Source organism: Candidatus Nitrososphaera gargensis Ga9.2 (genome assembly GCF_000303155.1).
GTDB classification, from domain to species: domain Archaea; phylum Thermoproteota; class Nitrososphaeria; order Nitrososphaerales; family Nitrososphaeraceae; genus Nitrososphaera; species Nitrososphaera gargensis.
Genome location: NC_018719.1, coordinates 1470586 through 1483618, shown reverse-complemented (window position 1 = coordinate 1483618; position 13033 = coordinate 1470586). Strand labels below are relative to the sequence as shown.

Sequence of the window (13033 nt, the reverse complement as noted above, 5' to 3'; positions counted from 1 at the left end):
AACAATATATGAATAGTGGTCGCTTTTTGTATTTACATCTTGTTTTCGCTTATCTGCGCAAGCGGGATCTGTGCAGGGTTCTTGTATTTCACCACCTGCGAAGCTCCTTCCTTCGGATATACGCCGTAAATGAGGGCGGCCTTTGCCACGGTCGAGTCCTTCAGGGTGACCATGATTATCTGGCTGTCCTTTGAGCGCTCTAACAGGACCTTTGACAGACGCTCCGTGTTCTGCGCGTCAAGGTGCGCATCGACCTCGTCCATAAGATAGAACGGCGAGGGTTTGAGCGACTGGAGCGCAAGCAGGAACACCGTTGCTGCTATCGTCTTTTCGCCGCCAGACAGCGCAGTAGACTCGCGGGGCACGGTCTTGTTTGGGAAGCGGACAAGCAACATCACGCCACTGGAAAAAACATCTGCTGGGTTCTCTATCTCGAGCCACGCGGCGCCTCCAGTCATCCTTTCAAATGTGATGCGGATGTCGCTATCGACCTTCTGGAACGCCTCCATGAAAACCTTCTCCTTCTCCTTCACTATCTCCTCGATGAACGAAACGATGGAATTGCGCTCGCTTTCAAGCTGGTTGCGTCGAGTAGACATGCCGCGGTAGCCGTCCATCACCTGCACGTACGCTTCGTCGGCGCGCAGGTTGATCCTTGACTTGACGTTTTCATACTCGTCAGTCAGCTCTTTGATTGCGGCGCCAACATCCATTTCATCAAGCAGGTTCTTGTAGCCAAGCCACACAAGGTCGTTTGTCTGGCGCGACTCCTCTGCGGTAAGGTCTGCGATGTCTTTTCTTAGCAGCGCGGATTCACGCTCTATAATGTTGTGCTCTTTTGACAGCTTTCTTTCATTCTCTGTAAACGCCTTTATCTTGCGTTCGTATTCCTGAAGCACGCTGTAGGCGCTGCCGGAAGAGTCGATTATCTGCTGTTCCTGGTCTCTAAGCCCCTTCAGCTCTGCTTCAAGCGACTGCGACTTTGTCTTCAGCTCTTCCATCTGGCGCCTACGCTGCTCGAGCTCGAGTGAAAGCCGCTCTTTTTCATTGTCCATCTCGCCCAGCTGCCGAGTGTCAAGCTCGAGCCTACCTTCAAGCCCTGCAAGCATCGAAGTAGCCTGCCCAAGCTCGATGTTGACCGTGTCTATGGCTTTGATTATCTGGTTACGCTCTAGATTCTTGGCTGCAAGCTCGCTCTTGCTGGAAGGCTCGTCACCGATGCTCTGCAGCCTTGACGAAAGCCTGCCGATGGCAGGGACCAAGAGCTCGAGCCTCCTTGAATATTTGCCAAGTTCTGCGGCCAGCATGTCGGCCTCTGATTGGAGAATCTGATTACCCGAAACAAACTGCGACACTGATTTTTCCTTTGCGCTTACTGCTTCGTGCTCGGCCGCAATCCTGCTTTCCAGATTGCCGATGGCAAGTTCCAGCCTTACCTTTTCGGCCTCGCTTGAGGCTATTCGCTCGGCAATTTCCTGCAACTGCGCGTTCTTTTTCTCCACCGTCTTTGACAGCTTGGCAAGCATTCCGCGAAGCTCTTCGACAGAGTCGCCAAACAGTATCGCCTTGGTCATGTCGGTTATCTTGCCTCCAAAGTCAAGCGCCATCGAGCCTCCTGCCGGCTCGAACAACTCGCCCTCTGCCGACACAGTCCGGTAACCCTGCCTTGCCAGCATGAATGCGCTGGACGAATTCCTCACAAGCAGTGTGTCTGAGAAGAGGAATTCGGGCAGCTTGCGATAGTCTGACTGCACAAAGTCTGACAGCTTCCCAATGACGTTGACATCGTCGTCCGGGATATCGCGGTTTTCCTTGAACCGCATGACTACGTCAAACGGTATTATGCGAAGACGTGGTAGCCTGCGCTCCTTGGCATAGGCGGCTATCAAGATCATCGATTTAATGTCATCAACGACAAATGCCTTCATCCATTCAGAGCCTGCCGCAAGCACCGCCCGCTCGTAGTTCTTGTCCCACATTATCAGGTCGTGCACGAGCCCTCTGATGCCAAACTTGTCTTTCTCCTTCATCAGCTCTGCAATGGCAAAATCCTCGTTCATGGCGTTCTTGGCGACGCTTGCACGCTCCTCAAACTTGGTAGCAAGGCTTTCTGCTCTGATAAGCAGGCTGGCAGAGCCGGCAAGCTCTTTTTCAAGCCCTGCCTTTGCCTCTGCAAGCTCGGCAACGAGCCCGGACGTTTCTTGCAGCTTTTTCTTGTCGTTTTCAAGCGATTTTTCCATTTCTGCAATCCTGTGTTTTGCGGCTAAAATTTCAGACTGGAGCGCGCCAAGAGCAGCATCATTGGAACTCTTTTTGTAGTTGATCGTCTTGATTTTTTCTTCAACTCTTGTTGCAGCAAGCTCGATCTGCCCCTTCAGTGCAGACATCCTTGCGTGCCTTTTTCCCAGCTTGTTCCTAAACGCGGCGTATTTTGCGACCTTGGCAGTTATCTTTTCAATTTCAGCGTCAAGAGCATCAAGCTTTGTCCTGAGCTCGGCCATGGTCGCTTTTTTCTGCTCGACTGCCACCTTTAGTTTCTCTGCCTCTGCGCGGGCGCTTTCCATGCGCTGGGCAACCACCTGCTTACCACTGTCGATGGCCGGCAACCTCCTTTCTATTTCTACAATGCGCCGCTCTGACTCGCCAAGCATCGCTTTTGTGCGTTCAGAGTCGTGGACAACGCTTGATATCCTGCTTGCCACCTGAGCCTTTGCCCGGGTGGCCGCGTCCACCTCTTGGATGAATTTTGTCTTTTCGGCATCCAGCTTTTCGATCTCTAGCCTGAGCTCATCGACCTTCTTTGAGAGCTGGGACGACTTCATGTTGTTGGATTCTAGGATCTGGGTGCTCGTGGCCAGCTTGTGTCTCACCGTCCGTATGGTGTTGGAGATTTGCACGGCCTTGAACCTCTTTAGCTCAGACCCTATCTGGTCGTACCTCAGCTGGTCGTTCCTCTCTGCCTCAAGCTCGTCTATGCGCTTTCGGATTTCTCCCATCCTTGCAAACGCCACTTCAAGCCTCCTATCGGCCTCGTCAAGCTGCTTCATCGCCTCGGCTTTTTTCTCGTCAAAGTATGATAGCCCGACAATGTCTTCTATTATCTTCCTGCGCTCCTCAGAGTTGAGCTCTGATATTCTGGTTATCATGCCCTGCTGGACGATGTTCAGCTTGTTTGGCGCGGCAAGCACTACCTCGAGGAGCTCCATTATTGTAGTCTTGCTCACCTTCTTGCCGTTGAGCGAATACTGGCTCTCGCCATTCTGCCCCTCCATCTCGCGGGTGAGAGTTACGCTGTCCTCGTCGACCGGGATGCCCCTATCTGTGTTGTCAAATGTGAGGCTGACGCGGATGAGCCGGTGGCTGCTGTTGTGGCTATCGTGGAAGAGCGACTGGAACTTGTCCACCCTGAGAGCCTTTGGGCTGTTCTCGCCTATAGCAAACATGATGGCGTCGAGGATGTTGGACTTGCCCGAGCCGTTTGGGCCCGTCACGGCGATGAGACCCTTCTCAAAGTGCACTACGGTGTTCTTGAAGCCGAACGACTTGAACCCGTACACTTCGAGCTTTTTTATATGAACCAATGTGACATCTATCGGATTGAGTTTTCCAAGGAGCTAATTATGCGTTGTAGCGTCCAATCCAGCTCCTTTTGGTGAAATTTTTTTATCTCATTGCTCTAGCGCTAACGCTAGCGCTCGCGCTTGCCTTCGACAAACTCTAAAAAGTTCGCCTTGGCAACCGAGTAGGGCATCTGCACAGGTGGGTGCTTGAAGCAGTACGCCGAAATGCTCTCAAGCGGGCCTGAAATGCCCCTGTCGATGGCTATCTTGGTCGCACGCACGGCATCTATCATGACACCTGCGCTATTGTATGCGTCCACCACCTTTAGCTTCAGGTCAAGCTCGACCGGTATACCTCCAAAGTATTGGCCTTTTATCGAAATGTAGCATATCTTGTCATTGTCAAGGAACGACACAAAGTCTGATGGGCCGATGCGCATAGGGATTTCGTACGGAGCCATTGCAGCCACCGCACTTGTCTTGCTTATCCTCTTGTCCTCTAGGCGCTCCTCGTCAAGCATGTTGTAAAAGTCCATATCGCCTCCGATGTTCAGTTGGTACGTCTCGTCAACCTTGACGCCACGATCGACAAACAACTTCACAAGTGTCTTATGGAGCACTGTTGCTCCAAGCTGGCTCATCACGTCGTCACCGGCGCAAGGCAGCCCCCTGTTGGCAAACGCCTGCTGCCATTTTGGAGTTGACGCAATGAAAACTGGAATGGCGTTGATAAAGCCGCAGCCTGCGTCAAGTGCAGCTTCGGCATAATATTGGGTGCCGCGCCTGCTGCCGACCGGCAGGTAGCTGAGCAGCATCTCTGCGCCAGTGTCCTTGAGGACCTGCGCGACATTGACGGCCGGGGTGTTTGCAATCTTGACTTTCTGCGAAAGGTGGCGCCCGACCCCGTCGTGTACTTCGCCTTTCATCACCTTGACATCCATTTTGTCCATTTCCTTGACTATTCTGACTGTGTTGTTTGGCTTGGCAAAGATCGCCTCAGAGAGGTCCTTGCCCACCTTGGTGTCTGCCACGTCGAACGCTGCTACAAACTCAATGTCTGACGGCTCGATCCCGGCGATGTTGTAGGCCGTCAGGCCTATCCAATCCTTGTCTGTCTTGTGAGCGTCTGAATTGTCGCGGTAATACCGGGTGCCTTGGATAAGAGCTGATGCGCAGTTGCCGACGCCAGCTATGGCAACCTTGACCTTTCTCCCCATATGATGTAATATGGGCATCAAACGCAGAGTAATAAATCTACTCTGTTTCCTTGAGCACAAGGTGCCGCCGCTTGGTTATCTCTAGCTCGTTTTCCTTGAGGAGATACTTCAGGTCATAGTCATGTCGCGCGCATAGGTACAGTATGAGTTTGAAAGCATTGACGTCGGCGGCTGGAGCATCCTTTTCCATTATCATCTGCCTTTCCTGCGCGTCAAGGTTCAGAACGTTGACATCGCTTTCCTTGATGACCACATATACGGAAGCAGGCTCAAAACACCCTGCCACCTGACATGCTGGATGCTGGATAGAAGAGAGCCCCAAGCCCTCGCCGTCATCACCGTCATATAGCATGTTCTAAAACGTAATTCAAAATTTAATATTTACAGGTTATTTCTGTCTGTAGGGAATTGTGTTTAGAAATTTTAGTCTAGATTTATTTCACTGCATGGTTTTTTCAAACTCTTTAATTTATTTGCGCGCCGAAGCACGTAGATTTTCTTGGTATAAGCAACCACAAAGCCTGCTTTTTTGTAGAATGGCAGAAGCTCCTCGCTGCCAAGCGTCTGGAGAAACAGGTTGTCGGAGCGCTGGGCTGCGGTCGCAAGTATGTCGTTGGCCAAGCCTTTCCTGCGCAGCTGCGAAATCGTGCCGAGGCAGTAGAGACCCGTTACGCCGTTCTTACTATAAAGCGCGGCACATCCTGCAGGCACCTTGTCCCTGTACGAGAGCAACAGCTCTAGCCTGTCAAAGTTGACGTCCATTATCCTTTCAACTTCTTCCTTCCATTCAGGCACTGCAAAGGATCTGCAAAATACGTCTATCCAGACAGGCAGCAACGGGCGATCAATCTGTAGGACTCTCGTCTTGATAGTGCGGCCGCCGGCCTTACCAGCCTTTAGCACATACATGGTGTCTATCTGATCAAGACCTTTTCCGGTTAGACTGCCGTCAGCGTCATACAAATAGCAGTCCAATCTTTTTTTCCAGAACACTTTTGCAACTTGGACGGCTACTGCAGCAGTATCGGAACAGCCAGATACGCTTGCCCTGCTGAAGAAATAGTCGCCTTCAAGCTTGCTGTTAAGTAGAGCGGTGGCGCATCCCGACCTGATCCGCTCTGTCCACATCGAACAGAAGGACCACTCGTTGTCCTCCATCGTCCTTTCAATATCGCAGTCCGAAGACGCTCACCATCGTGCCAAGGTCTGCGCTACGTGATTTGGCCCCTTCGATCAATACACTTATCGCGCCTGGTGTGTCAAAATCGTCCTCGATGCGATCGAAAAATCTCTCTGCCATCTTTCTTCCATCAAGTCGGCGGCTGTTCATCGCCGACGCTATCATGTCGTCGATCCGTTGGAACCTGCCAAGGTCGCTTTCTGAAAAGTCAAAGTCGTCTCTGTAGTGCCTTGAGTAAAAGTATAGCCTCAGCGCGTTTGCGCTGTACCTCTTGAGCAGGTCGCGCACTGCAACCGTGTTGCCAAGAGACTTGCTCATTTTCTTGCCCTTTGTGCGCACCAGCCCCACGTGCGTCCAGAACCTTACAGGTCTGTCCCGCAGCGTCAGCGCCTGCAGCTGGGCAAGGTGTGATTCATGGTGCGGGTATACAAGCTCGCTTGCCCCGCCGTGTATGTCGTATAAACCACCGTAGTTGGCCATCGCCACAGATGCGTCCTGCATGTGCCACCAAGGTATGCCGCTGCCAAGGATATCGTCGCGGAAAGAGACGTCGAAACTTTCACTTGCATTCCACATCAGTATGTCTGACGGCGACTTTTTGGCTGGCGAAATGTCCAGCCTGCAGTCGTCCAAGTCTTTCTTTGTCATCTTTGCCATCATGCCAAGCGACAGTGTGGCAGCAGTATCGAGATAGACGTTTCCGCCGGCAGAGTATGCCTTGCCGCTCTGCAAGAGCCCTGCAACCAGCTGCCGCGCCGTGGTAACGTGATCTGACACGCGTGCAAGCATAAAGCCGTCGATGCCAAGCGACGATAGGTCGCGCAGCAATTCATCAATGAATTTGCTGGCCAGCTCGGCCGGCCCCGTTGCTGCTGCCCTCGCCTTGCTGAATACCTTTTGGTCAATGTCCGTGATGTTGACTATGACGCTGACGCCTATCTTTTTGGATCTAAAGTATCTTGCCATCAGATCGTAAAAGAGAAGCATTCTTGCGTGCCCGATGTGAGCGTAGTCGTACACCGTCGGGCCGCACAAGAGCATCCTAACTTGGTTGCCCTTGACGACAAACCTCTCCTTTCTTCCAGATAATGTGTCATAAAGTTGTTGCACGTTGCTGCCGGTGGCGAAAAATGATGTTATAAGCCTTGTTTTCACGCAGCCTGACAACCGTCAAGCATGGACCTGTACACGTCTGCCAGCACTCTGTGGTGTCGGGCTGCAGCGTCGTTGCCAGTCGCCAGCGCGTCGTCTATCAAGCCAAGCTCTATAGCCAGCCTCTCTGAAACAAGCTTGTGGTAGTTGTCTGCAATGAGCCTTAGGGTTTTCTCTGCGTTTTTCTTCATCTCCTTGTCTGCGTTGTCAATCTGCTCCTGTACGTTGTGCAGAAACCTCTCATAATTGTCCGAGCTTAGCAGTGAGGATCCCACTAGGAAATGACTGATAATTTACTATATAAGACGAATGAAGAAATCTTCCATTTTTTCTCGCAAGAAGCTATGATACTGCTTCGGCCAGCTCGGGACTCTTTTGACCTATTATCCTGCCCAGGCCGCGCATGTAGTTCTTTGCAAACGTGATGACCGGCTGGGACGAGTACCAGATGCAGCCGAGCACCTTGCAGTCGTGGCACGTCCTTGCAATGTCCCACTGAGGCGCGTCCCATATCTCGTCCACGCTCTTTTCAAGCAGGCTGTAAACGTTCTCTGGCGAGTTGAACTTCCAGCAGGGAACCATCACGGTGCCGTTGCCGTTGACAAAGACGCTCTTCCATACGCCGCACTCGTCAAACAGGGTCTGGCCGTGCTCTATTATCTGCTGGAAATATTCCGGCGGTATCATGAGCGGAAGCGAGCCGGGTTTTTTCATGTAATCAAGGACACTTTCGCAAACCTCTTTCATGGTCTTGCTGTCCGGCAGGAGCGAATAGTTGACATCTGATCTATCCTCGACAAACGTCAGCGACACTGCGTTTGCACCAAGCTCTCTTGCCCTGTCAAAATAGGTCTGGTCTATGAACTCCTGCGTGTTGTACTTAGTTATCACGCTGTTGAAATAGTGCGGCACCTTGTGATCTGTAAGCAGGCGCACATTGTCAGTAACCCGCTTGAACACCTGGGGCGTCACGCCGCGCACCTTGCAGTAAGGCTCCTCATAGGTCGAGTCTACACTGCATGTGATAAACTGGATGTATTTTTTCAGCTCGTCAAGGTCAATTGTATGCAGGAGCGAGCAGTTGGTGATGAGCGTTACCGGCATCTTGATGCTGTGCAGGTATTTCACTAGCTCCATAAAGTCGGGCCTGCTGGTGGGCTCGCCACCCTCTATTATTGACCAGACGCAGTGCTTTGAAACCTTGTCAAATATCGCTTTCCACTGCTCGGTCGTCAGGTCGCGACTGCGGACAAGCTTCATCTGGCCCTCCTTGTCAGAGTCGCCAAAGGGGCACATTGGGCAGTAAAAGTTGCAATAGTGAGTCATGCTAAACACTGCGATGATGGGGCGCCTCCTTCCAATTGCCCTGTTGGTAGACCACTTGCCCAAGAGCTTGATGGTGCGGATCGTGTCCACCATATATTATACGCCGTGTCTTTGCAGCGGCCGCCCTTTTAAGCGATTCTACGTGTAGTAGGGGTGCAAAAAACCTTAACAGCGGAACAGCATTGTTACAAAGGCAATGAGCGTGCTGGACTTTGGGGTGGAAGTGATAGCCATCTCTGCGTCCGGTGTGCTTGCGCCCGGTCCTCTGTTCTTCACGAACCTGCTCTATGGCACCCGGCAGGGGATGAGGTCGGGCATCAAGGTGGCATACGGACACACTGTGGTAGAGCTGCCGCTCATTATACTGCTTGCTGCGGGGCTATTCACGTCTGCTGCCATAAGCCAGTATGCCGGCGCAATAGGTCTTATAGGCGGGATCGGCATCCTTGGATTTGCCAGCTTGCAGATCGCCGGCGTTGTTGCCAGAAGAAAAGACGTGCAGGCTGCGCCGGTCATGGCAAGCGGCAAGAGCCCCTTTGTAGCAGGCATTGCGCTGTCTGCGCTCAACCCTTTCTTTCTTGTCTGGTGGTTCACGGTGGGGCTGAAGCTAATAGCCGACTCTGCAGCATTCGGGCTTGCTGCTGGCATCATGATCCTCTTTGCTCTCCATATATGGATGGACTATGCGTGGCTTGCCGGCACTGCCTACCTTGCGTCAAAGGGTAGCTCGGTGATCAAGTCGAAGTATTATCCTCTGTTGCTCATAGCACTTGCAGCAGTCCTTCTATACTATGGCACAACATTTGTGCTGTCATCGCTGTTTGCAGACATGTAGCTATCCATCTATCTATCGCACTGCGGATTCACTCTGGCCCTGCATCGTTCTCGGCTATGCCGCCAGCTTCCGTTCATGAAATACTCCAAATGGTTATTGCCATTCCTATCTGTTACTACTCTCTCGTCTCTGTTCCTTGGAGGTCCAGAGCGGGGACGGAACAATGGTGATGTCGCTCCAAAACTTGACATGGTAGAAACAGCATAACATCATATTTATCCAGTAAAAGATGTAGATGATGATGGCTCTGCTGCTACAGGAAAAGAACAACTAGCCAATCATACAATATAATATTAACAAGCCTTATAGACATCGCAAGGAAGAAATCTGATTCCTATATACGCATATGTGGAGACAATAAAATCTCTACTACTAGTAATGTAAGGCAAGAATGGGTGAATGTATGTATGTATGTATGTTTAGCATTTGTTTGCAATCGATATATTTTGATGTATTCCAACAGCACACTATATGGCCTCTACATCAACTGGACCGACAGGGTCTACAAGTAGCACTGCCCAGCCGCCGTACATGCCTGCGGAACTTGGTGGCGGTTTCAAGTACCTCGACTGTCCAGATGAAAGAACCTTTGCTTCTGACGAGGAATTGAAAAAGCATAGAGACGAAGTCCATCGTTCAGAATTGCAAGGAAGCAGACAAAGACTGTGCCGGGCATAAGCAAAGAATCTGGCTATTGACGTATTAAATTCTCGTCAAGGCTCGCTTGTTGCGTCTAGACTGTGGTGTGCACGTGTACCGACCGATGTGAATGATGATCGGTCGTAGTAATTACCTAGCGCGAGAAATCGGGACTTCTATGGTGGAGACATTCCTTGTCCTGCCGTCCTCCGACTGCACGGTCTCGGAGCCCAGCTTGATAGGTCCGATCTTGTATCCAAGCGTATCCATGCGCTTGACAATAATCTGGGCCACGTCTACCGCTCTTGTGATGCTCTTTCCTCTGGCCTTTATCACAACCGTTGGCTCATTTGCCAGCTGAACCAGCGTTGCAGTGACATATGTCATGAGCGGTTTTTTCCCAATAAATATCTCGTTGCTTGGTTTGCCCGACCTGACTGTGTTGGTGTTTGCAGCGTTTGCAGTGTTTGTAGACATGGTGCGAGAGTATTCAGCACGCTAGAATATAACGTTTATTCTGGCTCCTTCCGGTCATCAACCTGACTGGGCAGCATATCTTTTGAGTATGCTCTCTATTTCTGAAGGGTTTTGGGCAATTTCCCTGACGGCGTCGGGATTCTCTACCTCATAGCAGTGCAGGAGGCCTTCTTCGTCCTTGTAGAACAGGAACACCTTGTTGTCGTAGATGCAGTAGTACAGCTGGTCCGTCACCATCTTTTCTGTCTTGAGCTTGATCCCGTCCTGACCTGCCACCACAGGGTAGTCGTCGCCGCCTGCTGCCATCAACAGTAACTTGGAAAAAGGTTATTTATTTAGTTCCAATCGGCTCGACAAATGGATGTTCCCTTCAAGTTCAATGAAATACTGATGATATGTGTACGTACAATGTATTATATGCTGTATCGAAAAACTTAAGCATGCACCAGCAAAACAATCAGCATGATCATTGAAGGGCCGAAAAGTAACACTTCAAGGATCATAACACATGTCGATTTTGACTACTTTTTTGCGCAGTGCGAAGAGATACGCCGGCCGGAGCTGCGCAGCAAACCAGTCGTGGTTTGCGTCTTTTCCGGCAGGACAGAGGACAGCGGCGTCGTCAGCACGGCAAACTATGTAGCCAGAAAGTACGGAGTGAAATCCGGCATCCCGATCAGGGTTGCAAAATCAAAACTGGCAGAGGTTTCAGACGCAGTGTTTCTGCCGCTGGATTCTGCGTATTATTCGCAGGTATCCGAGTCTGCTATGTCGATCATAAGTTCGTATGCCGACATGTTCGAGCACGTCGGCATTGACGAATGCTACCTTGACGTCTCACAGAGGGCAGCTGGCAGCTTTGACGTTGCAAAAGGTCTCGCTCAGAACATCAAGCAGGACGTTAAAAAGCAGGCAAGCCTGACATGCTCGGTTGGCGTTGCACCAAACAAAATGCTTGCCAAGATCGCGTCGGACCTGCACAAGCCCGACGGCCTGACGGTGATTGAGCCCGACGACGCAGCCAGGTTCATCGCCGGCATGGACGTTGGTAGGATACCGGGCGTCGGCCCCAAGACGTGCGAGCGGCTAGGAGAGCTGGGCATAAAGACGATCGGTGACCTTGCCAAGTTTGACCTTTTCAGGTTGATTGAAGAGTTTGGCAAAAAGAATGCCACTTATATGCACAATGCATCCAAAGGCATTGACGACGAGCCCGTTGTCGAATCGGGCGAAAAGCAGCAGATAATGCGTATCGCTACGCTCAAGAGTGACGCGACAAGCAGCTCAGAGATGCTTGGCGACCTCTACGAAATATGCCGGTCTGTTTTCCAAACCGCAACTGATAGAAGACTATCGTTCAAGACGGTGGGGGTGCTCTTGATACTGGACAACCTTGATAACATCACAAGGTCAAAGAGCCTAAAGGTGCACTCGACCAACTTTGAATCGCTTCATTCCGCCGCTAGGTCTGCTCTGGACGAGACGATGAGGGAAGCCGGCCCGGTAAAGGTGAGGAGGCTAGGGGTCAGATTGTCAGATCTCCAGAGCAGCGAGGGCCAGAATACAATGCTTGACTTTATGAGTTCGGGCGACTACTAGCAGGGGTCGCGCTTTCTGCCTGCATCCTGCGCATCCTCTTGTTCTCGACAAACATTACTATCCCAAGGTAGATGCCAAGCCACGGTAAGAACATTATCTCCCCGGCGACAGAGTGGAAAGCTTCCCATTCGCGCACGTTTGTAGTCACCACCAGAGCATAAAGCGAAAGCGAAGTTATCCTGATCACGTTCACGGCCACTGTGCCAAACGTGCCTATGGCAAAGTAGATCAGCTTTCTCTTGAGCGGAAGGTCCATCTTGAGCAGGAACGCAAGCATCACAAGGGTGTAGATTATCATGCTATGCACGCCTGCAGACGGCCAGAACACCTGCAGCGCAAACGGCCCGTGGAGGCCGTTGAGAATTAAAAGATTTCCTGTAGCTCTGACCGGATTTGCCGGATGGTTCGGGTCTTCTGGTCCTACGTTAGTCACGTAATCGTCAATGAAATTGATTGTCGCTTCATCAATTATCAGGTATATCGGGACTATGAACTGGAGCGGGCCCAGCGAATCAAACGGAAAGAACGCGTCAAGCGCCAGTATCACCGCGCTGCCTGCCAGGTAAATGGCGCCGGCAGGCGCTATCTTGTACCACTTTTTTCCAAACAGTATGACGAGCGAGCTTGTTACATAGACGAACATTACGACAAAGTCCCACATCCATATCCAGCTGAGCTCAAGTGAGACATTGTAGTAAGTTGCTCCATTTTTGATGTATTCGCTCAGCCCGTAAGGAAGGGCGACGAAATAGGTGGTTGTCAGCGCGGCAAGCCCAACTACGATAAGGAACCTCGTCTTGCTTATTCGGTACCGCAGCCCTACGAGCTCGGCCGCTATAAACGCCATTGCGAACAAAAAGCCGCCCCTTCCTTCATTCCACGAGAGGCTGAATGAATCGGGGTATACAATAATCGTGTAAATTATGGGCACAATCAGTATGATTGTGGCCGCTATGCTTGAATTGATGCCAAATATCGTATAGCCTGCGGCTTCGCCGGAGGCAACTGCCTTGTCGCCGGACAAATTTCATTTCTTTTGGAATTCATT

At 51.3% G+C, this 13033-nt stretch carries 13 protein-coding genes; 3 read left to right on the top strand and 10 right to left on the bottom strand.

The window, feature by feature from the left end; genetic code table 11:
• Window positions 1–32 precede the first annotated feature (32 nt).
• The 7 genes from NGAR_RS08935 to NGAR_RS08905 all read right to left on the bottom strand — a co-directional run bounded on the left by NGAR_RS08935 (window position 33) and on the right by NGAR_RS08905 (window position 8528).
• A complete protein-coding gene (locus NGAR_RS08935; RefSeq protein ID WP_015019376.1) occupies window positions 33–3581 on the bottom strand; it encodes a chromosome segregation SMC family protein in 3549 nt (1182 codons plus the stop codon).
• Window positions 3582–3688: 107 nt separating this feature from the next.
• Window positions 3689–4777: an inositol-3-phosphate synthase gene (locus tag NGAR_RS08930; RefSeq protein WP_015019375.1), complete on the bottom strand. Its 1089-nt coding sequence runs from the start codon at window positions 4775–4777 to the stop codon at window positions 3689–3691.
• A gap of 37 nt (window positions 4778–4814) precedes the next feature.
• The gene (locus NGAR_RS08925; RefSeq protein WP_015019374.1) at window positions 4815–5129 is read right to left on the bottom strand and encodes a hypothetical protein; all 315 of its coding nucleotides are present in this window, start codon (window positions 5127–5129) and stop codon (window positions 4815–4817) included.
• A gap of 71 nt (window positions 5130–5200) precedes the next feature.
• On the bottom strand, window positions 5201–5905 hold the full coding sequence (locus tag NGAR_RS08920; protein WP_015019373.1) for a GNAT family protein: 705 nt from the start codon (window positions 5903–5905) through the stop codon (window positions 5201–5203).
• Between the two features lie 37 nt (window positions 5906–5942).
• Complete coding sequence (locus NGAR_RS08915) at window positions 5943–7112, bottom strand: class I tRNA ligase family protein (protein WP_148681220.1); 1170 nt, start codon at window positions 7110–7112, stop codon at window positions 5943–5945.
• On the bottom strand, window positions 7109–7384 hold the full coding sequence (locus NGAR_RS08910; protein WP_015019371.1) for a hypothetical protein: 276 nt from the start codon (window positions 7382–7384) through the stop codon (window positions 7109–7111). The genes NGAR_RS08915 and NGAR_RS08910 overlap by 4 nt, the downstream gene beginning before the upstream one ends.
• A 67-nt stretch (window positions 7385–7451) precedes the next feature.
• Entirely contained in the window at window positions 7452–8528 is a 1077-nt protein-coding gene (locus NGAR_RS08905) for a radical SAM protein (protein ID WP_015019370.1), read from the bottom strand.
• A gap of 103 nt (window positions 8529–8631) precedes the next feature.
• Here NGAR_RS08905 and NGAR_RS08900 point away from each other — a divergent pair, with 103 nt between their 5' ends.
• Entirely contained in the window at window positions 8632–9270 is a 639-nt protein-coding gene (locus NGAR_RS08900; RefSeq protein ID WP_015019369.1) for a LysE family transporter, read from the top strand.
• A gap of 471 nt (window positions 9271–9741) precedes the next feature.
• A complete protein-coding gene (locus NGAR_RS08895; protein ID WP_148681219.1) occupies window positions 9742–9948 on the top strand; it encodes a hypothetical protein in 207 nt (68 codons plus the stop codon).
• Window positions 9949–10059: 111 nt separating this feature from the next.
• Here NGAR_RS08895 and albA read toward each other — a convergent pair whose 3' ends face one another.
• Together albA and NGAR_RS08885 are read right to left on the bottom strand one after the other, a co-directional pair.
• Window positions 10060–10386 (bottom strand): DNA/RNA-binding protein AlbA, encoded by a 327-nt coding sequence (gene albA, locus NGAR_RS08890; RefSeq protein ID WP_015019368.1) that lies wholly within the window; start codon window positions 10384–10386, stop codon window positions 10060–10062.
• 57 nt (window positions 10387–10443) lie between these two features.
• On the bottom strand, window positions 10444–10695 hold the full coding sequence (locus tag NGAR_RS08885) for a hypothetical protein (RefSeq protein WP_187147441.1): 252 nt from the start codon (window positions 10693–10695) through the stop codon (window positions 10444–10446).
• Window positions 10696–10848: 153 nt separating this feature from the next.
• Between NGAR_RS08885 and dinB the strand changes: the two genes are divergently transcribed.
• The gene (gene dinB, locus NGAR_RS08880; protein WP_015019366.1) at window positions 10849–11985 is read left to right on the top strand and encodes a DNA polymerase IV; all 1137 of its coding nucleotides are present in this window, start codon (window positions 10849–10851) and stop codon (window positions 11983–11985) included.
• Here the strand turns inward: dinB and artG are convergent.
• The gene (gene artG / locus NGAR_RS08875; protein WP_015019365.1) at window positions 11963–13009 is read right to left on the bottom strand and encodes a thaumarchaeosortase; all 1047 of its coding nucleotides are present in this window, start codon (window positions 13007–13009) and stop codon (window positions 11963–11965) included. The genes dinB and artG overlap by 23 nt on opposite strands.
• Between the last annotated feature and the right edge of the window lie 24 nt (window positions 13010–13033).

Excerpts from the sequence above, each read along its gene's own strand:
- NGAR_RS08930 (WP_015019375.1), bottom strand. The coding sequence starts at position 4,777 with ATGGGGAGAAAGGTCAAGGTTGCCATAGCTGGCGTCGGCAACTGCGCA.
- NGAR_RS08925 (WP_015019374.1), bottom strand. The coding sequence starts at position 5,129 with ATGCTATATGACGGTGATGACGGCGAGGGCTTGGGGCTCTCTTCTATC.
- NGAR_RS08920 (WP_015019373.1), bottom strand. The coding sequence starts at position 5,905 with ATGTGGACAGAGCGGATCAGGTCGGGATGCGCCACCGCTCTACTTAAC.
- NGAR_RS08905 (WP_015019370.1), bottom strand. The coding sequence starts at position 8,528 with ATGGTGGACACGATCCGCACCATCAAGCTCTTGGGCAAGTGGTCTACC.
- NGAR_RS08900 (WP_015019369.1), top strand. The coding sequence starts at position 8,632 with ATGAGCGTGCTGGACTTTGGGGTGGAAGTGATAGCCATCTCTGCGTCC.
- NGAR_RS08895 (WP_148681219.1), top strand. The coding sequence starts at position 9,742 with ATGGCCTCTACATCAACTGGACCGACAGGGTCTACAAGTAGCACTGCC.
- albA (WP_015019368.1), bottom strand. The coding sequence starts at position 10,386 with ATGTCTACAAACACTGCAAACGCTGCAAACACCAACACAGTCAGGTCG.
- dinB (WP_015019366.1), top strand. The coding sequence starts at position 10,849 with ATGATCATTGAAGGGCCGAAAAGTAACACTTCAAGGATCATAACACAT.